General features: G+C 44.6%; 19 protein-coding genes. 9 read left to right on the top strand and 10 right to left on the bottom strand.

Annotation, left to right across the window (positions count from 1 at the left end):
- The coding region (locus A3735_RS09790; RefSeq protein WP_068638002.1) for a sortase domain-bontaining protein at positions 1 to 479 on the top strand (479 nt) is incomplete at its 5' end.
- 20 nt (positions 480 to 499) lie between these two features.
- On the opposite strand, the gene A3735_RS09785 is transcribed toward A3735_RS09790, so the two are convergent.
- Positions 500 to 1,519: a putative solute-binding protein gene (locus A3735_RS09785; RefSeq protein WP_068506922.1), complete on the bottom strand. Its 1,020-nt coding sequence runs from the start codon at positions 1,517 to 1,519 to the stop codon at positions 500 to 502.
- Positions 1,520 to 1,732: 213 nt separating this feature from the next.
- On the opposite strand from A3735_RS09785, the gene A3735_RS09780 reads away from it, so the two are divergent.
- Positions 1,733 to 3,178: a sigma-54-dependent Fis family transcriptional regulator gene (locus A3735_RS09780; protein ID WP_231882523.1), complete on the top strand. Its 1,446-nt coding sequence runs from the start codon at positions 1,733 to 1,735 to the stop codon at positions 3,176 to 3,178.
- Between the two features lie 211 nt (positions 3,179 to 3,389).
- Entirely contained in the window at positions 3,390 to 4,862 is a 1,473-nt protein-coding gene (gene ccoG / locus A3735_RS09775) for a cytochrome c oxidase accessory protein CcoG (protein ID WP_231882522.1), read from the top strand.
- Positions 4,863 to 4,981: 119 nt separating this feature from the next.
- Here the strand turns inward: ccoG and A3735_RS09770 are convergent, their stop codons facing one another.
- On the bottom strand, positions 4,982 to 5,359 hold the full coding sequence (locus A3735_RS09770) for a PilZ domain-containing protein (RefSeq protein WP_068515379.1): 378 nt from the start codon (positions 5,357 to 5,359) through the stop codon (positions 4,982 to 4,984).
- A 208-nt stretch (positions 5,360 to 5,567) separates the two neighbouring features.
- Here A3735_RS09770 and A3735_RS09765 point away from each other — a divergent pair, with 208 nt between their 5' ends.
- From A3735_RS09765 to A3735_RS09745, 5 genes are all read left to right on the top strand, one after another.
- Complete coding sequence (locus tag A3735_RS09765; protein WP_068514063.1) at positions 5,568 to 6,044, top strand: CBS domain-containing protein; 477 nt, start codon at positions 5,568 to 5,570, stop codon at positions 6,042 to 6,044.
- Positions 6,045 to 6,399: 355 nt separating this feature from the next.
- The gene (locus A3735_RS09760; RefSeq protein ID WP_068509322.1) at positions 6,400 to 6,861 is read left to right on the top strand and encodes a hypothetical protein; all 462 of its coding nucleotides are present in this window, start codon (positions 6,400 to 6,402) and stop codon (positions 6,859 to 6,861) included.
- A complete protein-coding gene (locus A3735_RS09755) occupies positions 6,825 to 9,770 on the top strand; it encodes a response regulator (protein ID WP_068515381.1) in 2,946 nt (981 codons plus the stop codon). Before A3735_RS09760 ends, A3735_RS09755 begins: the two co-directional genes overlap by 37 nt.
- A gap of 269 nt (positions 9,771 to 10,039) precedes the next feature.
- Positions 10,040 to 11,221: an endonuclease/exonuclease/phosphatase family protein gene (locus A3735_RS09750; RefSeq protein WP_068508179.1), complete on the top strand. Its 1,182-nt coding sequence runs from the start codon at positions 10,040 to 10,042 to the stop codon at positions 11,219 to 11,221.
- A gap of 127 nt (positions 11,222 to 11,348) precedes the next feature.
- Positions 11,349 to 12,689 carry a sphingomyelin phosphodiesterase gene (locus A3735_RS09745; RefSeq protein WP_082885854.1) on the top strand — a complete coding sequence of 447 codons (1,341 nt, stop codon included), beginning with the start codon at positions 11,349 to 11,351 and terminating at the stop codon, positions 12,687 to 12,689.
- A 608-nt stretch (positions 12,690 to 13,297) separates the two neighbouring features.
- On the opposite strand, the gene A3735_RS32265 is transcribed toward A3735_RS09745, so the two are convergent.
- Entirely contained in the window at positions 13,298 to 13,426 is a 129-nt protein-coding gene (locus A3735_RS32265) for a hypothetical protein (protein WP_255375162.1), read from the bottom strand.
- A 283-nt stretch (positions 13,427 to 13,709) separates the two neighbouring features.
- On the opposite strand from A3735_RS32265, the gene A3735_RS09735 reads away from it, so the two are divergent.
- Positions 13,710 to 14,438: an ABC transporter substrate-binding protein gene (locus A3735_RS09735; protein ID WP_068507565.1), complete on the top strand. Its 729-nt coding sequence runs from the start codon at positions 13,710 to 13,712 to the stop codon at positions 14,436 to 14,438.
- Between the two features lie 212 nt (positions 14,439 to 14,650).
- On the opposite strand, the gene zapE is transcribed toward A3735_RS09735, so the two are convergent.
- The 7 genes from zapE to A3735_RS09700 form a co-directional block, all read right to left on the bottom strand.
- Positions 14,651 to 16,132 carry a cell division protein ZapE gene (zapE, locus tag A3735_RS09730; protein ID WP_068515386.1) on the bottom strand — a complete coding sequence of 494 codons (1,482 nt, stop codon included), beginning with the start codon at positions 16,130 to 16,132 and terminating at the stop codon, positions 14,651 to 14,653.
- A 462-nt stretch (positions 16,133 to 16,594) separates the two neighbouring features.
- Positions 16,595 to 17,335, bottom strand: a complete 741-nt coding sequence (locus A3735_RS09725; RefSeq protein WP_068515388.1) for a hypothetical protein — start codon at positions 17,333 to 17,335, stop codon at positions 16,595 to 16,597.
- Positions 17,322 to 17,867 carry a DUF2878 domain-containing protein gene (locus A3735_RS32515; protein ID WP_068515392.1) on the bottom strand — a complete coding sequence of 182 codons (546 nt, stop codon included), beginning with the start codon at positions 17,865 to 17,867 and terminating at the stop codon, positions 17,322 to 17,324. The genes A3735_RS09725 and A3735_RS32515 overlap by 14 nt, the downstream gene beginning before the upstream one ends.
- A 48-nt stretch (positions 17,868 to 17,915) precedes the next feature.
- Entirely contained in the window at positions 17,916 to 19,184 is a 1,269-nt protein-coding gene (locus A3735_RS09715; protein WP_068515394.1) for a cyclopropane-fatty-acyl-phospholipid synthase family protein, read from the bottom strand.
- A gap of 34 nt (positions 19,185 to 19,218) precedes the next feature.
- The gene (locus A3735_RS09710; RefSeq protein WP_068515398.1) at positions 19,219 to 20,025 is read right to left on the bottom strand and encodes a DUF1365 domain-containing protein; all 807 of its coding nucleotides are present in this window, start codon (positions 20,023 to 20,025) and stop codon (positions 19,219 to 19,221) included.
- Complete coding sequence (locus A3735_RS09705) at positions 20,025 to 21,329, bottom strand: NAD(P)/FAD-dependent oxidoreductase (protein ID WP_068515401.1); 1,305 nt, start codon at positions 21,327 to 21,329, stop codon at positions 20,025 to 20,027. The genes A3735_RS09710 and A3735_RS09705 overlap by 1 nt, the downstream gene beginning before the upstream one ends.
- Positions 21,326 to 21,755: SDR family NAD(P)-dependent oxidoreductase (locus tag A3735_RS09700; RefSeq protein WP_156499578.1), on the bottom strand; the 430-nt coding region annotated here is incomplete at its 5' end. The genes A3735_RS09705 and A3735_RS09700, both read right to left, overlap by 4 nt.

Raw genomic sequence — 21,755 nt, 5'->3', positions numbered from 1 at the left:
TCGAACAGGCTTGGTCGCGAACTTTGCTAGGCGAAGGGCGAGTTCGCCCCTGGCCCTGGGCTGACACCTGGCCGGTTGCAGAGCTAAGTGTGCCCAGCCTTGGTGTTCAACAAGTCGTACTTCATGGTGATAGCGGGCGAGTATTAGCGTTTGGGCCGGGTATGAATGATTATGTCGATGGTGGCCTGGGTTTAGATTTTAGTATTTTGAGTGGCCATCGAGACACCCATTTCAGGTTTTTAAAAGATCTGAAGTTAAATGATGTGTTTGTGATTACAACTGCAGATGGCAAGCGCAGTGACTATCAAATTATTAATACGGAGGTGGTTAACCAGAATTGGTTACTCCCGGAATTGGAGCCATCGGTTGAGAATTTGATGATACTCGCGACTTGCTACCCGTTTGATACCTTAACAGCCGGGGCTGAAGAGCGGTTTTTAGTTTTTGCGATACCGCTTAAGAATAGGCCCGTTAGCTAGTGCCTCAAACGAATGGGAGCTTACTCCTTATCTTTGGATGTACACTCCGCCAAGCTGGCATCCATCTTACAGCGGATCTTTCTAAACAAGGTGAGGGCTTTGCGGTTATAAACGCCTTCTTCTCGTAGCGCAATGCGGCTTTTTCTAAAGAACTCGTTCCATTTGTCTTTGGTTTCTTGGGAAATATTGATCCAGTAATTTTTAAGAATGGTTTGCTCGCTTTCTACAATTTTTTTAATTTGAGCCGGGTACTTATTTGTCATCAGGTCACGAGATTTCTGACCAAAGCCCTCAGGTACTTTTTTCCAGCGAAGGATCAGTTGCATGGTTATTTGTAGCTTTGGCCAATTAATGATGCCTCCATTCGGCGCGAGGCCTTTGTAGATCTCCATTGGTTCATATGCCAGGGCAGGTGCTCCGGTGACATCGACGGCGCGGTTGTTAAATTTTTGCAGGGCATTACGAATGCCAGATGCGACGGGTGTCATACCTATTCGAGTTGCGATATGTGCGGTTTCCGGGGCGTTATCGAGCACGGTAATACGCTTTCCTGACAGGTCTTTCGGGGCATGAATGTTCTTATCATTTACAAATAAGAATACAGCGCCAATGGGCGCAATACCGACGATTTCGTAATCCCCTTTGCGCATAATCTTTGCACCTCTCGGGCTGCTTATCGATTTAATAGCCATGCCTAGATGTTCATAGGTTGGCAGCGCGCCTAAAGCGTTTAGAGAGCCGGTAAAATCATTGTATTCACGTGCCCGAATGCCTGGCAGGTTGAGCATGTCGCATACGCCATTTTTGAATTCTTCTGAGGCGACCCGGTCATCGGTATAGAGCTTGAATGAAAGGTCAACACCCCAGCGAACCGCGTCAATCTTGTACTCTTTCATTTCTTTATGGATGGGGCCATCGTTGCCGACGAAGTCAAACACGCACATCGTTAGTGGTTTCAATTCATTGCTTTGCGTGACGGTCGCAAGGAATGTTGATGAGAGTAATAATACGAAGGAAAGCGGTGCATGGAAATAGCGCATAGAGCTCTAGCCTCTGTCGTTGTTATTTTACTACTGACTATCTTGCTTATAACTACTTTGTTTATAGCTGTTTTTTAATAACTATGAGCGTATCAGGCTTGCTAGAGGCGAGCCTTGCTTTAGATCAATTGAGCTTTATTGAGTGGACTGAAGACGGCTGGCTTGAATTGGGTTAACCTAAGCTTTCTACTTGAGCAAGTTGAGAGGCTAGTTATGGCATTCACCGAAATGTCTAATGAATCGGATGCACTGAAAAAACGCTACGAGCTTATCCTGACGTCTATTGGTGAAGGTGTTTACGGTCTTGATAAAAACGGTTTAACCACTTTCGTGAATCCAGCCGCCGAACGAATGACCGGGTGGCTGGAAGAAGACCTTATTGGCAAAATAGTTCATGAGTTTCATCATCATTCCCATGAAGATGGTCGTCATTACCCAGTGCATACTTGCCCTGTCTATCAAACAGTAAAAGACGGTGTTCAGCGTGAAGTCGATAATGAGGTTTTTTGGCGCAAAGACGGTTCGCAGTTTCCTGTAGAGTATATCGCAACAGCTATTGAGCATGAGGGTGAGATAGTCGGTGCTGTGATTGTGTTTAAGGATATCTCGGAACGGAAACGCTCAGAGCGAGAGTTAAAGTCTGGGCTGCGTCAGGTAGAAGAATTGAAGGAGCAATTACAGGCCGAGAATCGCTACCTGATGGATGAGATCCAGTCTCAGCATAACTACGCCAAGATGATTGGCCAGGGGCCTGCTCTTGATCAGATTCATACGCAGATCGAGCATGTTGCACCCACCGACTCGTCTGTATTAATTCAAGGGGAAAGCGGCACGGGTAAAGAGTTGATCGCGAGGTCTATTCACGGCGCTAGCCGTCGTCGAGACCGTCCTTTAGTAAAAGTTAACTGTGGTGCTATTGCGCCGAACCTGGTTGAAAGCGAGTTGTTTGGCCATGAAAAAGGGGCCTTTACTGGCGCAGTGAAACAGCGCATTGGCCGTTTTGAATTGGCTGATGGCGGTACAATTTTTCTTGATGAGGTGGGCGAGCTGCCTTTGGATATTCAAGTAAAATTGCTAAGGGTTCTCCAGGAGGGAGAGTTTGAACGCTTAGGCAGTAGTGAAACTTTGCATGTTGATGTTCGGGTTATCGCCGCGACCAATCGTAATATGGCTGATATGCTAGAGCAGGGTGAATTTCGTAATGACCTGTATTATCGGCTTAGCGTTTTTCCTATTCAGGCACCTAGTTTACGCCAGCGAAAAGAGGACATTCCTTTACTTGTAGAGCATATTCTGAATGCTCTGAATTTAAGGTTAGCAAAAAATTTCACCCATATTTCCCCAGCGGCCTTACAGCAGTTGTGTGATTATGATTGGCCTGGCAATATCAGAGAGCTTCAAAACGTCATCGAGCGGGCTGCGATTGTTTGTACGCCACCTATTCTTGATGTTGCCCCCATCCCTTCTGCACCTAAAAAACGAAGAAACTCCCATGCAGCCGTCTTGGTGACGCTTAAAGAGGCGGAAGCAAACCATATTAAAGAGGCGCTGAGACAGACTGGCGGTATGATAGCGGGAAAGCAAGGAGCTGCTGAATTGCTTGATTTGCCACCAAGTACCCTTCGTTCCAAGATGAAAAAGCTTGGTGTTAGTGCTTAAGGTTTAGTTTGTCTAAATCTAAATGTGGGCGCGATATATCGCTTTATGGCGAAATGTCGTGTCTTAATGTCGTTTTTTAATCCTTCTTTTGAACACCTGTTCCTCTGTAAATTTTTAATAAAAACAAAGCTTTATTTGTTTTGTAGGTGCTTGGCCTAAGTGTTGCAATAGTTTTCTTAAATTGAACTATAAATTCTCTAAAGTGTTTTGATTGTCAGTAATTAATCAGCCTGAAGAGAGGCAAACAAAAGGTAGCTATATGACTTCAACTATCCCGGTTGTGGATGTCTCTGATAGTGAAGCGAAACAGAAAGATAAGACTGTCGAACATGAGCTTTATGCTTCGCGTGAAAAGATTTATGTTCGAAAGATCACCGGTTTTTTCCAAACAGTGCGTAAGCGTTCGCTTACCTTGCTGTTAGCAATATACTTTGTTCTAGCTTGGGTAAATTATGATGGCAAACCGCTTATCTTGTTTGATTTGAGTGAGCGTAAATTTCATTTATTTGGTGCCGTCTTCTGGCCTCAGGACTTTACCTTACTGGCTTTTGCATTAATTATTTGCGCCTTTGGTCTGTTCTTTATTACCTCTCTTTTTGGTCGTGTTTGGTGTGGCTATAGTTGCCCGCAAACGGTTTGGTCATTTATGTTTATGTGGCTTGAGGATTTGTTTGAAGGAAGCCGAAACAAGCGAATCAAGTTGGATAAAAACAAGTGGGATCTTGAAAAACTGATTAAGAAAAGCGCTAAGCACTTAAGCTGGCTGGCATTAGCTTTTGCGACCGGGCTTACCTTTGTTGGTTATTTTTATCCGATTAGAGAATTGATTGCTGATGTTTTTACGCTGTCTGTTGTCAGCGGGTGGGCGATATTCTGGGTTGGCTTTTTTACGGTAGCAACCTACATCAATGCTGGTTGGATGCGTGAGCAAGTGTGTATCTATATGTGCCCTTATGCACGCTTTCAGTCCGTAATGTTTAATGAGAATACCATGATCGTCGGCTACGACAAGGCGCGCGGAGAACCGAGAGGCAAGCCTTCTCGGGCGCAGCCAAAGTCGAGCCTGGGAGCCTGTGTCGACTGCAGTTTATGTGTGCAGGTTTGCCCGACCGGTATCGATATTCGTGATGGTCTTCAGTATGAATGCATTGGCTGTGCCTTGTGTGTGGATGCTTGCGACAGTGTGATGAACAAGCTTAAGTATGAGACCGGGCTAATTCGCTACGCTTCTGAAAAAGAATTTGAACAAGGTGAGCGCCCGAAAATGATTGATAGCCGTTCAATAGGCTATGGTGTTCTGATGCTGGTGGTTGTTGGGGTGTTCTCATCCTTCCTGATCACTCGGCCTTTAGCTGAGCTTTCAGTGTTAAGGGATCGGGGTGCATTATATTACGAAAACGGTATGGGGATGATTGAGAATAACTTCACCTTGAAACTGGTGAATAAGCTTGAGACGCCAGTGAGCTACCGCCTGTCAGTTGAAGGTGATATCGCGCTGAATATGTCAGTGAACACAGTGGAAGCGGGGCCAGGAGAGTTAAAGGAAGTGCCTGTAACTGTTGAAGTATCACCCGATGTAATTAAGACGGCTAACAATGCCATCACTTTTAAGGTTCAGTCTGCATCGAATCCTGATTTGCATGCTGATGCTAGCAGTAAGTTTTTAGGGCCGGTTGCTTATTAATGAGTGACTACCTCCTTTTCAAGAGGCAAGTTGTTCCTGGTTGTGAGTGAACTTGTAATGCCTCTTTTCGTGCTTATTGAACCTGTGGCGGGTCAATAAGCACGCTTTTTTTTTGCTTTCTAAGATGCGAGCTTGTCGAGTTTTTGCTCCATTTCAAGTAGAGCGGTGATGAGAGTTTGGCCTTGAGCATCGCTTTCAACAAAGCGTAATCCACAACGAAACCCTTCATCACTTGTTGCGCGATTACAAACAAAACCTTCTACATTTACCTCATGGCCTGACTGGTCAGACAGCATCAAGCTCAATGTATCGCCAACTCTAAAACTACGGTCACTGCATAGGGCGAGACCATAGCGATTAAAGTCGACTATGTTCAATTTATTATTGTCGCTTGGCGCTGAGGATGATTGAGATTTCAAGGTGATAGAAATATTAGATGAATCATAGCGATGACAACGTCTTCGTTCTTGTGCTTGTCGACCAGCTTTCTTATTCATACTTGCCTCTCTATTTGCTTAAACTGTCTGACAATCCCTTGCTTTCAGTTTAGGAGAGAATTTAAGGTTCAGCCACTATCAAGGTCTCTATCAAGTGTAAGGTGCTCAAATTGATCCATATCAAACGCTAAGGATTTGACAGTGCCACTTCTGATAGCAGTGAACTATGCTCCTAACAAAACAATCGTATTTAAGTCAGGAGCATTAAATGATTAGTCTTGAAGATATTATGACGACAGAGGTGACCACCCTAAGTAAACATCATTCAGTGTTGGATGCTAGGGAACTTATGAGTAACAAGGGGATTCGCCATATCCCAATTACTGATGCACAAGGGACTCTAGAGGGAATATTCTCGCAGCGAGATTTACTTGCGGTCATGGATTCGACTGAATCAGACCTTGGCCATCACGAAAGAAAAACGAGAGAGTCTCAGATTTTGCTCAATGAAGTGATGACAAAGAAAGTGTCAACCGCCAATACTAGTGTATCGTTGCGAGAAGCAGCCATGTTTCTGCAGAACAAAAAATATGGCTGTTTGCCCATCGTTGAGGAAGGGAAGGTCAAAGGTATTATCACAGATACAGATTTCATCTCTGTAGCGATTAATTTATTGGAGCAGATAGAAGACTGTGAACCACTTGTGGAAGACGATCTTCTCGAAAGGGAGTTGCTTAGTGTGTAAGCTTATGGCGAGTGAAACACACGCTATGCAAATGGGGAAAGGATAGTTGAGTACTCCTTCCCCCACTCTTTGAGGAGCTTCAGTTGTCTAACTAAAGAGTATATTTCCAGGACATTTGCAGGTAATCGGAGTTGGCATCTACGCTACCATCATCGCTCCAAAAATGACGATATGCCAAGCTATAGGCTACCGTTTCTTCTAGTTTACTTTTCCCATCGCTGGAGCTGGTCAAAGCCCAGGAGGAGTTATTTCGAAACGGGAGAGCATCCAATGCTATTGGATGATCATTGTATATAGACTCTGAAACATAGAGTCTGCTTTAATATGCAGACTCTACCAACAATAAGAAAAACGCATGTCCATTGCATTTAATATAATCGTTCGACGCACACAGAAACTAGCGGTATTAAGCTTGTCTCTGCTATTGGCCGCCCTATCTACTGTTCAGATTACGCAAGCAGAAGATCTACATGCTCCTGAAAATCTTGGCATGATCGACCTTCGTCAAAAAGATTGGGGGCAGGGCGATAACTTCAGCTTGCAAGGCTCTTGGCGTTTTACCTGGAATGCTTTTACACACGATACGGCAAACATGCATCGATATTCCTGGAGTGACGTACCAGTTCCTGGGCCATGGAGTGAACACGCCAATAATAAGCAAGAGGCTGAGTCTGCTATACTTCCCATTGGTTATGGTACCTACTATATAAAATTACTTGTCCCGAAAGATAAACAGAAAGTTTTCATACATCTTCCTGATATGGCTAGTGCCTATGAGCTTTGGCAAAACGGAGCTTTCTTGGCGGGAATGGGGTAATAGGCGTAAACAAGGAACAAGAAGAGGCTGATTATCTGCCGCGAGTTTACGAACTAAGGCCCGAAAATGGTGAAGTCGAGCTATTTATCAAAACCTCAAATTATCACTATTTATGGGGGGGTATTTGGCATGCACCTACGCTCACAGACGAAAGTGGTGTCCATAAAATTAGAGAGCTTCCTGTTCTCAAAGCGATGACTTCAGGCACCATTCTGCTTGCAACGGCTATTTTCTGTTGGTTTATGTTCTTGTCCCGCAGGCAGGATAAGAAGATCTTGTTCTTTAGCCTTTTTTGTTTGGCTATAGGTATTCGCCGCTTGTGTATGGACGAGCGTGTTCTCTACTTACTGAACTTATTTGATTGGCAGACTTTACAGTCAATGGAAAACATCACACTGTACTTGATGCTGCCTTTGTACTTAAGTTACTTTCAGCTTATTTTCCCTCAGACAAGCTCCAGGAAACTCCCGGCTCTGGGCTGGATTTGTGTCGTGCCCTTTTGCATATTGGCACTATTTTTTGAAGTTGAAACATATACTGGCTTCAACCCTTACTTCCAAATAGTTGTCTTAATGTTCTTGCCTTTTATCCTGCTAAGTTGGGGGCGAGCTTTTAAAGCAAGGCTCAGGCACTCAAGGATGTTTGGGCTTAGTCTCCTTGTTTTTATTGCTGCCGTTATTAACGACATGCTCAACTATAGTTATATTATCCAATCAGCCAATCTCACTCATCTTGGGGTGCTTGCATTTGTCCTCTTCCAACTCGCAAGCCTTATTGGGCGTTACCTAGATAACTTTCGAGCCATCGAGAGCCTGTCAGAAACGCTTAAAGAAAAGAACAAAGCACTTGTTCAACATGATGAGTTTAAGGACGACTTTCTTGCCAATACTTCACACGAATTGAGGATGCCTTTACATGGTGTGGCAGGCTTAGCTAAAACGATAAGACAGGATTCACCAGGTTTATCTGCAGATTCCCAAAATAAAATTAAGCTAATCGAGGCGACCGCTGTTCGGCTAGGTAATTTAGTAAATGACATACTCGATATATCTAGCTTGAAGCATGGCAAACTCAATATTGAAGCGCACCCTACTTATATTGATCCGATCATTGAAAATACGGTTTACAGTCTTAGCCCGCTTATCAAAAAGAAGTCCATTGCTCTCGAATATACTGTCGATGACAATGCCAAAGTGGTCTTTGCTGATGAGCAGCGTTTACAACAAATTTTCTACAACCTGATAGGGAATGCGATTAAATTCACCCATGAGGGTTTTATTCGAGTTGAAGTGCATAATCGTGATGCACAAATACAGGTACTGGTTAGCGATAGTGGTGTCGGCATGTCGGCTGAGCAATTAGACACAGCTCTGCAGGCATACGAGGTGCACAAACACAGTACTGAAAGTGAGCTGAGAGGCTCTGGGCTTGGTTTATCGATCACCAAAATGCTTGTCGAGTTACATGGTGGTAGGCTAAATATTGATTCTAAAGAAGGTTTGGGTACGACCGTATGCTTTACCTTACAAACCTCCAATGAGGTGCCGCTTAGACCTGTAGAGACCAGCCTCTTAGACAATGATGAACCTGAGCCAAGTTCGACACCTAGCGTCGTTAGTAATAATACTCTGACGCAGAATGCACTGATACTCTTTGCTGACGATGAAGAGGTGAATAGGGAGTTAGTAGCGAGTCAATTGTTAGCTGTGGGCTATCGAGTGCAGACCTTTGCAGATGGCCAGTCTTTGCTGGAATATCTGAATCACGAGATGTCTGATGATGAGCGACCAGAGCTCGCCTTACTGGATTGGATGATGCCGGGAAAAGACGGCTTGGAGGTTTGCGCAGAAATTCGTGAGCACTATGATGCCAGTACGCTTCCCATCATCATGTTAACGGCAAAGCATCAAATTCATAATATAGTGCAAGCGCTAGACTCTGGTGCGAACGACTATCTGACAAAGCCTTATCACGAGCAAGAACTAATCGCTCGGGTGTCGAGCCAGATTAGCGTTAAACGTCTATTAATGGCTACGATAGAAAATGAGTACTTAAAAGCCGAGGTCGAACGCCAGGAGCGACAAAAGAAACAACTCACCTTGGCTAACCAGCGTTTAGCCACGACACTGGAGTCATCGCAAGAGAGTATTATTCTTCTCAATGAAGACTTGGATATTGTTTACGCAAACCCAGGCGCTAAAGCCTTATTAGGAATAACTGAAGACTTTATTACTGATTTAGAGCAGGAGTTAGCATTTACTAACTTTATTTCGAACGCTTCGATTAGCGAACTTAGAAAACATGTTAATGAGGAACTCGCTGACCAGGAATTCTCTCTTGAGGTGAAGCACCAAGCTAATAATATCCGAGTGATATTACATACTGCTGATATCGAGCAAGACCGCTTCATATCGTTAATCTTGAATGGAAAGCAGACCCGTTCCGATCATCAGGCCCAAGAGCTGCTTTCAAGCCTCACCCAGGAAATTGCCGAGAATCGTCAACGTATGGAGCAAATTGAGTCGACTTTACTTCAGCTCAATAGCAGTCAAGTGCTCGAAGGCATAGCAGCGCCAGCTCTCTCTCCCGAAGCTCCCATTACGCTTGACCCAAAAGAACTTATCGTTAAAACGCTGCGTACGTCACTTATTTCTTGGGAGCGCTATACGCATAAGTCTAAGGCAGAACTGGCTGAAGAAAGTCATTGTTGGCGCGTATATCTTGATGGCGCAACAGCCAAAACACGTACTCTCGACAAGTATTTGAGTGTTAACACCTTGCCTGCTAAGCCTAGATGGCGTGCAGTGATTAAAACAGCCAATTACGTACTGGATCATTGCGCCCTAAGTGATGAAGACCAGCAAGAATTGCAGTGCTTAGTTCAGCAAATCACAGAAGCTTTTTCTTAAGTTTCATTCGAACAAGTGGCTTAGTGCCACTTATCTAAACTTCAAAAACTGTGAACTGAAACCTTAATAATCAATCACATAAACACTTTTGAACACGTTTTGACCTTAAATTGCACTGCAATTATTTCCCCCTCAAGCGAGCATTACTTCGTGCGCATCGACCTGTTTCTGGCCTGAGCCCAACAGCTATAAAAGATAGCAAGTAACAGGATGCCATAAAGAACTAAACAACGATTTAAAACAATTAACAAACGATCGGAGTAATTCACATGAAAACACATCTTAAAGCATTTGGTGCTTTCGTCGTGGGTGCATCAGTACTCACTACGCAAATGGCAGCCGCAAGTTCAGACAACGACAAGATAAAAGTAATGACTCGCAATATTTATCTTGGTGCCGACATATTCCCAGTCATTGCCACAGCTCAAGAGCAAGCAGCGCTGCCACCTGAACAGCAAAACCCAATCGCTATTCCAATGGCTGTGAGTGAAGTATTCCAAACGGTTCAAGCAACTAATTTCCCTGAGCGTGCGCAAGCCTTAGCCGATGAAATTGAACGTCGTCGTCCTCACGTTATTGGTCTTCAGGAAGTCTCACAATGGTTCACTGGCCCGGCTGATTCTTTAGTGGGCGGTACGAGCCCGGCAACGACAGTTGTTTATGACTATTTAGATATTCTTATGGCAGCGCTTGAAGAGCGAGGCTTGGACTACACGGTTGCCTCGGTTGTCGACAATGCTGATTTAGAGCTGCCGATGGTGACGGGCGCAGACGAGACTGGCTACCAAACGTTTGCAGATGTACGTTTACACGACCGTGACGTTATTCTCGTTAAGAATGGCAATAACATTACCTTCTCTAATGAGTACAGCGAAAACTTTACCACAAACGGTACGACCAGTATCGGTAACGCCTTGATTGAGTTTACGCGCGGCTACAACATGATCGACGTGAACGTAAAAGGTGCTGACTACCGTTTCGTCAATACTCACCTAGAAGTGGGTGGGGCTGAGCCTTATATGTCACTACAAGCAATTCAGATGAATGAGCTGACGCAAGTAATCAATGCGACAACAGCCCCAGACGTTCCAGTGATATTGGTAGGCGATTTTAATAGTAGCCCAGAAGACCAGCCATTTGAGTCTGCTTTCGGTTTAGGTACTTTGATCCCACCTTACCTACAAGCAGTGGGTAAGGGATACCACGATCTATGGTTGTCAAAGAAGAAGCCACGTGACGTCTATACCTGTTGTTTCTCTGCTGATGTGTCGGATGAAGACGCGCAGTTATACCAGCGTATCGACCACATCTTTTTCGAACCCAAAGCACGTGAGATCACTAAGCTGAAAGCCAAAGTGTTGGGTGACAGCAATGCAGATATGACAGACGAGAATGGTTTGAATCCTTCTGATCATGCTGGCGTATTTGGCAAAATAAAACTTGCCAAATAGCACCGACGAAGACGCTAAACGATAAGAAAACTGGCGCTCCTCTCTAGCGAGCGCCAGAACTATATTAAAAAGTTGTACATACATTAAAAGCTGTACTCACATTAAAGGTTGTACTATGAGGTGTTATATGAATTATTCATCCCTTAAAAAAGGGTTTAACTTGAGCAAAGTGGCCGTGCTTTTGGTCAGTTTGATGCTTGGGAATGTCGCGCTTGCCGAGTCTTATATCTATCTAACGAACAGCACGATGGAAGAATTGTCCATTAATACCGTTCAAACAGGGCACGATAATATTGACCATGGCGATGAGTGGGAGCAGCTTACCCAAACCGTTCCTCCTTTGGCAACCGTGAAATTTTTACGTTTTAATCGTGATGACGGCATTAAGTGGGGTAAGCGTTATTACTTCACGACAACTGTTCAGGGCAAAAGCTCTTCATTAGAACTTCAGCAAATGCTGGAAGGTACTTGGAATTTCAGCTACATGTGGTTGTCTGCCGAGAACGACCCTTGGCAATATGATCGTGACATTCATACGATTGCACGAGACTTTGATGGCAAGGCCTCTACGCTAGCGTATCGTTCTGAATACGCACGTGTTTCAGGTGATGACATTCACTACGTCATTGATAACGACTTTGAGCTAGAAACGCGTGAAGAGAGCAATAACAACTTCAAGGTTTTGACCTATAACGTTTGGAACCTGCTACCCGGTATTACCTCAAAGAATACACATCCTCGCCTGGATACCATCGCAGAGCTTGTAAAAGGCTACGATGCAGTTGTATTTCAGGAGCTTTTTGACCCGATTCTGACAGCACATTTTAGAAGCAAGATCAGTGAGGAATATCCTTACCTGACAGACATTCCATTCAAGCTTGGTAAGTTACTGACAGGTGGCTCTTTCATTGCGAGTCGTCACCCGATTATTGAGCACGATGATGTTGTCTATGACGCATGTCGGGCAGATGGTTGCTTAGCGTCTAAGGGCATGAACTATGCGAAAATTGATAAGGGGGGGAAAATCTATAACCTGTTTGGAACCCACACGCATGCCTACACGACAGCAGATGATATTGCGGTTCGATTTTCTCAGCTAGCGCAGCTAAAAGGTTTTGTAGATAGCAAGAACATCCCATCAGATCAACCTGTACTGATGGCGGGAGATTTCAACGTCGATAAGGTGAACTTCCCACAAGAGCACGTAGACTTTTTATCGCTTATGAATGCAACAGAACCTACAGCGTTAGGCGAGTACCCTTACTCTTACGCAGGCCCTGTGAATGTTTATGCGGATGATCAATACAATGAGTACTTAGACTATGTGTTGTATTCAAACGAGCATCAAGCGCCAGTTTATTCTCATAACAAGATGCTGACGCCTCGTAGTATTGAATGGGATCACTGGACCACTTGGGACTTGTCAGATCACTACCCTGTAGCGAGTGAGTTTGTATTCGCTGAGTAAGCCACTTTTACTACCTTAGTTGCGTATTGATACCCACACTGCTTAGTGTGGGTTTTTTTCGTTTAGAGCGAGGCAAAAGACGCTCGACTCGCTTTCTCCCGGCTGACACATCGCGCCGATATATATCAAATCTATATCGAGCTTAATCTAAGCCAATTGTGATCTATTGAGACGTTCTGCTCGTAAATCTTTTGATCACTATGCCAATGTCTTGTCTTGAACTCTAAAGAATCCATATAGGGAATATGATGAAAGAGCGTAAGTTTCAGGTTAAACCCAGCACACATAAAGGAAATAAGGCGGCGCGCTTACCTTGCCGTGGCTGTACAAAAAACTGTGGAAACTATATGGTTTGTGAAGGCCGTCCATGGAGGACTCTAAGTGACCACAACTAAGTTATCTACCCGACTTTACAGCACACCTTATCGAATCGTTGGCATCTTATATCTTGCCTCGGGCCTTTGGTGTGCGATAAATCCCACATTGTCTGCCAGTTTCTTGGGGATAAACTTTCAGAGTGAAATGGGGCTTGCCGAATTCTTTTCTGTCTATGGAGGGCTTCAAGTAGGGATCGGTTGTGCAATGATACTGTCATCATTTTACAAGCCTTACTTGGAAGGCGCCGTCTTTTTCGCAGCGATAGTATCGACAGGGCTAATAGGCTTTAGGTTGATCGCTTTGCCGCTTTTCAGCTCAGACACAAGCCTGATAGGAATGGCTGTTCTGGAAGCGCTCATTGCTATGCTACTTTGGCGGTATTGGTATCTCATGAGGGCTCAGAATATCTTATTGAGATCTAAAATTTCCCGCTAACGGATATCTAAGTTTGTCTGCTTGCTGGCTAAATGATTGAAAATAAGCAAAAGCAACTCTTTCGTATAAACAGATACCGCTAAGTGATGGGCAGATCATAATTGACTTGTTTCATCTGCAGATCATTTGAATTGATTGGTTATTGGCAGGTTTCATATTACATTGCTAACCTTAGAGGATGCCTGAAGCGAAAGGATATCATGTCTTATGAAATATCAAATCATTAAGAATTTGGCTGCCAAGCTATTATTGTTTGCCATTTTTTCGTTAGGGTTCGCGAATGCACAATCTCAATCTGTGATTGCATTGACTACTCCAGAAAATGCCTTTGTTCAGGACATATCAGTCCAAGTATTGAAAAAAGCATACAACAAGATCGGTTATCAAGTAGAAATCCATAGACTTCCAAATGTTCGCTCTTTATTGTCTGCGAATATGGGTATGTTCGATGGGGAGGTATCACGTATTGGCAACCTGCATTCAAGCTACCCCAACTTAAATGCAGTACCTACCGCAATCAATATGATTAATATAATTGCTCTTGGAAAACACAGTAGCGAAAGAGTAAGCAAGATTAAAGATCTTGGGCATGACGTTGTTTGCGTAAAAGGAGTCAAGTTAGTAGAAAAGCTGGTTGAAGATAATAAAATCCAGTGCACTTTTGTTGTTAACACCAATCAAGCTCTCAGTATGGTCGCTCTGGGGAGAGTTAAATACACTTTACTGCCTGAAGCTAACGCGTTGAAGGCTCTCCTAACCGAACCGTTCGAGAACGTTAAAGTTGTCAGCCCAGTCTTATATTCAGAAAAGCTTTATCATTACTTGCATAAAAATAATCTCAATATAGTTGAACCTTTAGATAAAGTGCTTCGTAAAATGCAAAAAAATGGTGATATAGACCAAATACGCACTCGATTCTTAGAGAATATACTATAAGGAATGACTGCTTTAACTCCAAAGCTAGAACTATCAGTGTCTGAATTTCTATGACAATCAGGTCAAACTGGCATCAATCTTCAATAGTAGGCCCAGGCACAATGCTGCCTCGACACGACATCAACACAAGAAGTCAGTTCTAAGGGCCTAAACGTCCGCGAAGCTGACATTCACAAGGTCTTTAGCCACTTAATTCAGCCTCTCCACAGTCGTCATTGCCGCCCCCATTTCTTTCCACCCATTTCTACCAATCGAGACGCGGCTCGTCGAAAGGAAAAGGCGAGATCATTGGCGGACGAGAATTGTGCCAGTGACACGCCAATTAGACCCGTCGCCGACCACTCCAAATGTTCCCCCTCTTTGGTGCGAATCATGGTCGTCGCAAAGGAACTCGAGTTTCCCCCCTTCTCACTGACAAACAATTCTACATCTCCATCTCTGCTTTCGACTTGCGCTTCAAAATCGACAAATAATTCGTCGAGCGGGACTTGTGCCGCTAGCACCAAGCGGGTGCGAGATTCATAACACGCGTCAATGAGGTTCACGAATCGTCGCGCTTCGTTGAGGTGGTTGGCGCCCAATTGGGGGACGCTGTCCATAATGAGGACCGGAAATCGGTCGCAGAGGGAAAGATAATCGGCCGCGCCGAGCGGTTGGTAGCACAACTCGGAAAAGTCAAACCAGGCGCACCGGTCATTCAATCGGGCGACCTGGACGGTGCGACCGAAGCGAACTTGAATGACCTCAGCCTCAGTTCCGGATGCAGTGCCACCAAATATTTCTTCCAACTTCGCCTGCGTGTTGTTATTACTATTATTATCGCCATGAACATCCTTGTTTGACCAAAAATAGGATTGACCATCCGCTCGAGTTTCGAGTCGATAATCCTTAGTGGAACCCTCCATGGAAAAAATGTCGAACGTGTGTTTTAACATGTCTATGAATGGCATAAAGAGGGATCGGTTAATGCCTCCCTTATACAAGGCATCGGGGGAGCGATTCGAGGTGGCCACTACCACGACATTCCAATCCAATAATAATAAAAACAGTCTTTTCAAAATCATGGCATCGGCAACGTCTGTCACTTGAAATTCATCGAAACAGAGGAGTTGGGCTTCTTGTGCCAATTGTTTCGCAATGATGGGAATAGCATCACCCCGTGGGTGCTTCTTTTTGTAGACAAAGATTCGATGATGGACGTCTAGCATGAATTCATGAAAGTGGACGCGGCGTTTGGTAATTTTTGCGTGTTTGTGGCTGGAATTATTACAGCGAGAATCATCATCAGGAACATTAACCGACGCGTAAAAGAGATCCATTAGAAAACTCTTACCGACCCCGACCGGTCCATGAATGTAAATGCCCCGCGGTGGTGGACCAAAAGACCACAAATGGAACTTCTTTCGAAGAAAGGACTGGGCGGATGCCATGGATCGTGCCAGTAACAGTGGACTGCTGCTTTTACGGCTGCTCTCTGTCGGATCGTCGGTAAGCAAAGGTGCTGGTGGGAGCGAGACAAGAGACTCGTGCAGGGCATCCAATTTTGCCGCCAGAGCGACTTGAGCGTTATCTCTCCGCACCTCCCCCGCGTCCACCTTGAGTTCATAAGCCGCTACCACGGGACCTGTCGAAAAGCTCCGCCGAGCGACGCGATGCTTTTCTATCATCATCTTCATCATCATCTTCTTCGTCATGGAGTTAATGAGTTTATCAACCAAAAGATTTAATACGATGTATGGGTATCAAATGGATTTGTATTAGAGACTAAAATCTCGGAGTTCAACTTGTACAAAATTAGCATAACTATCTCAAATCTAGGGCTGGAGTTTGGGCAGAGCGGTCATTTTCCATTGTTGATCCGTGCTGCGAATCATGCCTTTGGAGTTAAAGGATACTAATAAAACGCTCGAGGTAGCTATTTTTTAGAACCTGACCTAGGCACCATCAAAAGCTAAAGATCTGCTTTCCTGTTTTAAGTAATGTAAGGTTTCGAGGAAAATAGGCTCGATTCTTATGACCGCTATTCACCATTTTTTGATGCTGGGATAAAAGTTCGTATCAGTAATATTCAGCCAAAGCTGAGAGAAGTACCAAGGCCTGCTTTTGGCACTTAGCGGACGTCAAGCAGCGCTTGCCAACCAATAGAAGAATTGAACTCAGAAGTAATGGTATTTAATATGCGCCACATAATTATCTGTTTTTAACTCGCCGTTCTTTTCTCTTAGGATGTTGGTCAGCCCTTTGTATTCCAATAAACGTTTTGAGGACCGTTCATAGTGCAGGTAAATCGGGTCCATCACTAGTCCGATTAGCCAGCTTTGCGGCTTAATGGATAGTTGCAAGCGTTCTTCATTAATATCAACAGTCTCTAGTTTGAAACCAATTAACTCAGACCGATCAAGCGACAGGGTTTCAAATTTGATCTTCTTTCCCGCTAGCAAGTGCTGCCAATATTTGATGACCAAACGATCAAAGCCTGCATCGGCGACAATGCGCTTGCTGTTATCAATGCTTATCGTTTCATGCTGCAGGTCTTTCTTTTTGATGTGTTCAATCTTTACCTGATTGTCAGTTTTGGTCAGAAGACTTGTTTGATTCGAGCGGAGGTCGATAAAGCTCATGTCGGGTATTAATTTATGCTTCGAGAAATCCAGATCTTTCTTCGCAAAGACCTCTCCGTCTGGCGCCTTGTATTCGACATATGCATTGTCATACTGATTTGATCGATTGAGGTTTATATAGTGGTGCTCTGAGTACAGCAACTCGTCACTGTCTAGCGAATACGCTTTGCCCTCAAACTGAACGACTTTGATATCGCTTGGCGCAGCTTGTAGCTGAGCGCAAAGCGAAGAGAGCACAAAGAAACTGGCAATTGAGAAACTGCTAATAGCTTGCATATTTGCCTCCTTGGGCTGGCAGATCCTCCTTTGGTGAAGAGGGGAAGATTGCAGTACACAGAACTCCGACTACGAACCATTCTAGGATGATGAAAATAAGGGAGGCGTCTGCAAAGTGAAGCGCGCCGAAGTGACGGCCTGCCAGGTATGAAGCGGGTCCGGAAATGCAACATAAGCAGATGAAAAAATATGGCTTGGCTAAAAACCATTGCAGCGACGAAAGCAGTGTGAGCGTAAACGCACACCACATTATGATTAACCACAAGGGAATTATAAAATCGTTGGTTCTTAACTCGGGGTTCGGAAACTGGTAAACGCCTAGATGCATAAGCAAGCTGTCGATCAGAATGCCGATACACGCGATATACAAGAGTTTTAATGAGTTGTGAGTCGATGCGTTTGTTCGAACGAAATGCACTAATAGCAAGGCGAATGCGCAGAGCGCCAGGTACCAATCTGATAAAATTGCCAGAAACCAACAGCTTTGGAATAACACCGCATTGAGGAGCCTATTTAGTTGTTCCCGAGACATTGAGTAGACTCCTTAATGGTGTGGTTGGCTATATCGCTTATCACTGCCTTATATGCGAGACAGGGGCTCGTTTCTATAACCTGGTTTAGCGAATAACATATGAGATACGCCGATAGAGCGCTCTTTGAAACCTCCTGCGCAGTAGCAGAGGTAGAACTCCCACATACGTTTAAATTCTTTGCTATAGCCTAGCTCTGTGATGGTCGCTGAGGCTTTATTAAATGAATCCAACCATGCTAGCAGTGTTCTAGCGTAGTGTTCCGCAAAGTCCTCTTGATAAACGAGTCGTAGGTCGCTGGCCTTCATCGATGAGCTAGTGAGAGCCTGAATTGAAGGAATACAACTACCAGGAAAGATATAACGCTGAATAAAATCGACGTTGCGTTTGGCGTACTCGAAACGCTGGTCTTCAATTGTGATGGCTTGAATCAGCATCGCGCCATTTGGTTTCAACAGTGAGGCGCAAGTCGCGAAAAAGGTGTCATAGTATTGCCAGCCAACCGCTTCGATCATTTCTATTGAAACGAGCTTGTCGAATTGCCCCTCTAGCTCACGATAGTCTTGCTTTAGAAGTGTGATTTTATCGCTTAAGCCTGCTTCGCTGATCCGTGTTTGTGCTAACTCATGTTGTTTATCAGAGATCGTGGTGGTGGTGACTTTGCAGCCATAGTGCTTGGCAGCATAGATGGCGAACCCGCCCCAGCCAGAGCCAATTTCAACCACATGGTCAGATTCAGATAGGTTTAGTTTTTCACAGATAGTCTTAAGCTTGTATTGTGATGCCTCTTCCATGCTTGCCTGTTCGCTAGGGAAGATGCCAGAGGAATACATCATTGTCGGGTCCAGGAAGGTCTTAAATAAATCATTACCCAGGTCGTAATGCGCAGCGATATTTCGCTTGGAGCCTTTTTCGGTATTTTGGTTCCAGAGGTGAAAGGCTTTAGTTAAGGGCCGGGATAGCAGGGCGAAGCCGCCTTCCATTTGATCTAGAATATCACGGTTCTGGACCATTACTTGCACTAGTTTAGTTAGATCCGGTGAGCTCCAGTCTTCTGACATATAGGCTTCTGCCGCGCCTATGCTGCCGCCCGTCATAATATCTAGATAACAATTTTCATCAAGAATATGTAGCTCGGAATAAAGCGGGTCATTGGGAGAAAGTGGTTCTCCGAAGAGTGTACGTGCGCCTGGTTCAACAATGACAATTGTCCCCGTGTGCAGTTTTTGTAGCTGCTTATGTACGAGTTTTCGGGCGACGCTACTTACACTGAATTTTGATTGCTTTTTGGCGTGACTCACTAGGCTTGTGGGACTCATCTCGATGTCTCCTTTACGGGCATTCGTTGTTATCTTATTTGCTTAAGTTAGGGTGATCGTAAAATGGTATGCGCTTTAGCCATAGCTTTAACGCTTGCCAATATATCCCCATGCTTACTCTTACGGTCATAAACGGAAATCGGATCAGTGTGCTGGCTAAATAGTTTGTGAAATCGTATCGCTCCATCACTAACGTGGCGTCAAAGTGCTTTTCGTTTTGTTCGTCGCGCTGGGTGTTATCCATATGCACTCTTAGCCCTTGGTTTGGCTCATCAAAGGTCCAGTGATAGGTCATATCCATAGGGTTGAACGGCGAAACATGAAAAACTTTGGGAAACTCATAGTGGTGATATTTTTGTGCTTTCAGGGCATACGAGCCATACTCTCCCGATTGACCTACGGGTAGCACATAAGCATGCCGTTCACCCCATGGGGTGTTGGTGATTTCAGCCAAAATAGAAACCAGCTTGTTAGCTTTGTCAAAACAGTAGTAGAAGGTGACAGGGTTAAAGACTGCATTGAAATAGCGGGCGTGGCACAGCATTCTGACGTGTTCAATTTCCGGCGCAGATAAACCTTGTTCGGTGAGATTGTTCGTCACTTTATTAATGACTGCTTGTTTTAAATCGCCCGATTCGGGTGAGTAATAATCATCGCGACGAAACGAGACAATATTGAACTTTTCGAGTGAACAGTACCACTTCGATTTACACAGCGATTCTAACTCGTCTAAGTCAAGATAGAGCATAAACAAGGGGTAGCGAAACTGGTGTTTCTTGGGCAAAAAACGACGATGCCGTATCGATCCTCTATATATTGAGCTGTGCTTTATTTTGCTCACTAGAGTGTTTCTCCGAAAGCCTCTGCGACGCGAAGTCCGCTATTGACCCCATCTTCATGAAAGCCGTTGAACCAATAGGCACCACAATAGTGTGTGCGTCCATGACCAGACTCAGGGTTACCACTTATTTCATGATGACGCGCCTGTGCTTTGACGCCGTCTTGGCTAAAGACCGGGTGGCTGTAGTTGAACGTGCGAATGATCTTGCTGGGGTCTATTTCATTGGTCCTGTTTAGAGTAACTAGAAATGTTTCGGGAGCGTCGTCGAAGTTCTGCAGGATGTTCATGTTGTAAGTCACCATGGCACAATCATTAGCGCGCTGAGGAATATGATAATTCCAAGCCGCCCAGGCCAGTTTTTTCTTAGGCATGAGGCGAGTATCTGTATGCAGAGTGACGCTGTTGTCCTGATAGGGGATTGCGCCAAGAATCTCGCTCTCTTTTTCAGACACATCGCCGAGTAGCCGTAAGGCTTGATCGCTATGGCAGGCAAAGATGACCTGATCAAAGGTCTGCACAGAATGGTCGCTAAAGGTAATGGCCGCCTCGCTAGGGCTTCGTGTTACCTTTATGATATTGCTGTTAAGGTGAATGTTGTCTTTAAAACGCTGTGTAATCGGTGCTATGTAAGACTCTGAACCATTCGTTAGTACCCTCCACTGCGGTCGATCATCGACACTTAACATGCCGTGATTCTTAAAAAACTGAATAAAGAATTTTAAGGGAAACGATAGCATTACATCGACAGATGCAGACCAGATAGCCGCTCCCATTGGAACAATATAATAGTTTTTAAAAGCGTCGGAATAGCCATTTTGTTCAATGAATTCACCTAGGCTTTGCTCAGTGTCGAGTGTACCCGCTTCCAAGCTCTCAACCGTTTGTTTGTTGAATTTAAGGATGTCGCTTATCATCCTCAGAAACTTAGGGCGGAACAGGTTACTTCGTTGCGCGAATAAGCTGTTTAGGTTGGTGCCATTGTATTCAAGGTCAGTGTTTTCACATCGTACACTGAAGCTCATGTCTGAATCTTCGCTTGTAACGCCTAGCTGGTCCATTAGTTTGATGAAGTTAGGGTAGGTCCAGTCATTAAAAACGATAAAACCTGTATTCACCGGGTAGCTTTTGCCTTGGCATTGTACGTGTTCGGTGTGGGTATGGCCGCCAATATAGTCGTTCGATTCGAATAAGCTAACGTCATGACGCTTACTCAAAAGATAGGCAGACGTCAGGCCCGCGATGCCTGATCCGATGACCGCAATGCGTTGGTTTGTAAGGTGCTGGTGAGAAGGGTTCTGATTCATTGCTGGTGATCCTGAGGGTTTGTCGTCGCGATTGACTGAGTTGTTCTTGTAGAAGAATCGGCCTGAGATGCATTGCGCGATAACTTGGCAAGTAAAGAAAAGCGAAGATGATCAGGTAACAAAGAGATCAGCTTCAGTGTTCGAGTAAATCGTTGCGGAAAATGTATGTCGAAAATGCCTCTTTCAAGTCCGGAAATAATTCGACTGGCAGCTTCTTCGGGTTCCATGAGTAGTGGCATTGGAAAATCATTGAGATCGGTTAAAGGTGTTTTGACAAACCCCGGACTCACTAGATGAACGTCAATGCCTTCTTGCTGTAAATCTATTTTTAAGCACTCGGTAAAATATCGTAGTGCCGCTTTTGAAGCGCCGTAGACATGTGCTCTGGGAAGCGCTTGATAGGTGACGCTGCTCGACATCACGACC

This window comes from Oleiphilus sp. HI0061 (assembly GCF_001635675.1).
The sequence above is the reverse complement of the archived record's forward strand: the minus strand, read 5'-3'. Positions and strand labels throughout refer to the sequence as shown.